Source organism: Streptomyces sp. NPDC059456 (assembly GCF_042750055.1).
Taxonomy (GTDB): Bacteria; Actinomycetota; Actinomycetes; order Streptomycetales; family Streptomycetaceae; genus Streptomyces.
The window spans coordinates 1-1,843 of the sequence record NZ_JBHYVA010001046.1; the positions used below are offsets into that span (position 1 = coordinate 1).

Here is a 1,843-nt window from a genome sequence, read left to right on the forward strand (position 1 = left end):
CCGCGGCCCCCCGTCCCCGGCCCGCCCGTGGGGGGGACCGGCCCTGGGAACGCCGGGGGCCCCCCCCCCCTTTGGGGGGGGGGGCCCTCGGCTTGTACGGTGCGTCCGGCTGTCAGGCGGACTTGCGGCTGTCCCGCGGATGCACGGCAATGTTCATGGCGCCGGAACGCAGGACCGCCAGCCTCTCGGCCAGCACCTCCTCGAGTTCCTCGCGGGTGCGCCGCTCCATGAGCATGTCCCAGTGCGTTCGCGCAGGCTTGCCCTTCTTCTCTTCGGGCCCGTCCCCGTCCACCAGGAGTGCCATGGCGCCGCACGCCTTGCACTCCCACTCCGGCGGAATCTCTGCCTCAACCGAGAACGGCATCTCAAATCGATGTCCGTTCTGGCATGCGTACTCCACCGCCTGGCGCGGGGCCAGATCGATGCCGCGGTCCGTCTCGTAGCTGGTAACCACGAGCCGCGTACCGCGGAGAGCTCGCTCACTCATGAATCGTGCCTCCCGGGCTTGTCGCCCACAGGACAGGTGTCGCTGTCGTCGTCATCCGGTCAACGTCCGGTCGGCGGTATAGATTCCCGCTCCGGGTGATGCGTCGCCCGTCGTGCCGCCCCTTGTTGTACCCACCAATGCCCGTTTTGTCACATCTGGCAGCAGATGTCACCCAACGTCTACACTTCTCAAGCGCGCAGTAACGGTCCGCCTGGCAGGCCAAAGGCGTACACTACCGGCCCTTCGCTTCAACGTCGAAATCCGTTCGGAATTCGTATGAAGATCCGGGTCCGATCCGCTGCCGGGGCGGCCGCCGGATCCGGTCAGATCCGCTCGGGTACAGGATTGCCCGCCGCCTCCACCGCGCGCCGCACCGGCACCCGTGCCAGGAGCACGAAACCCAGTGCGAAGAACACCACCAACGAGATGATGGCGTCCCGGTAGCTGCCCGTGACCTGGTAGGTGAGCCCGAACACCAGCGGCCCCACCCAGCTCACCCCGCGATCGCTCATCTCGTACGCCGAGAAGTACTCCGCCTCCTTGCCGGCCGGGACCAGGTGGGAGAACAGCGAACGCGACAGCGCCTGGCTCCCGCCCAGCACCAGTCCGATCATCGACGCCAGTATGAAGAACCACACCGGCGCGCCCGCCGGCAGGAAGAAGCCGGCGCCCAGGGTCACCGTCCAGGCCACCAGGGACCCCAGGATGGTCTTCTTCGCGCCGTACGAGACGGCCAGCCGGCCCATCGCCATCGCGCCCGCCACGGCGAGGATCTGCACCAGCAGGACCGCCGTGATCAGCGTCGAGTCCTCCAGCTTCAGCTCCTGCTTGCCGTACACGGACGCCTGCGAGATCACGGTCTGGATCCCGTCGTTGTAGACCAGGTACGCCAGCAGGAAGGACAGCGTCAGCGGGTGCCGCCGCATGTCCTTCAGCGTGGCGACGAGCTGCTTCCACCCCGACCCGGCGGCCGCGTGGTCGGCGCCCGACCGGACCACCGCCCGGTCCCGCAGCCGGCGCAGCGGGATGATCGCGAACGCGCCCCACCACAGGCCCGCCGAGGCCAGGCAGATGCGCACGGCCGCGTCCTTGGAGATCCCGAAGGACTCGTGCGACTGGAACAGGACCAGGTTCAGGACCAGGACGAACGCGCCCGCCGTGTAGCCGAACGCCCAGCCCCGCGAGGAGACGGCGTCCCGCTCCTCCGGCTTCGCGATCTGCGGCAGGTAGGAGTTGTAGAGCACCATCGACACCGACATCGCGGCGTTCGCCAGGATCAGCAGGACGCCGCCCAGCAGATAGCGGTCGCCGCCCAGCAGGAACATCGCGGTGGTCGCCGCCGCACCGGTGTACGCC

2 protein-coding genes are annotated in these 1,843 nt (G+C 68.7%); both read right to left on the minus strand.

What is annotated here, in order from left to right; translation table 11 throughout:
• Positions 1–112: 112 nt before the first annotated feature.
• Complete coding sequence (locus tag ACFXA3_RS41995) at positions 113–487, minus strand: RNA polymerase-binding protein RbpA (RefSeq protein ID WP_007262928.1); 375 nt, start codon at positions 485–487, stop codon at positions 113–115.
• 323 nt (positions 488–810) lie between these two features.
• Positions 811–1,843, minus strand: a 1,033-nt coding sequence (locus tag ACFXA3_RS42000; RefSeq protein ID WP_385196695.1) for an MFS transporter, incomplete at its 5' end; no start/stop codon positions are given.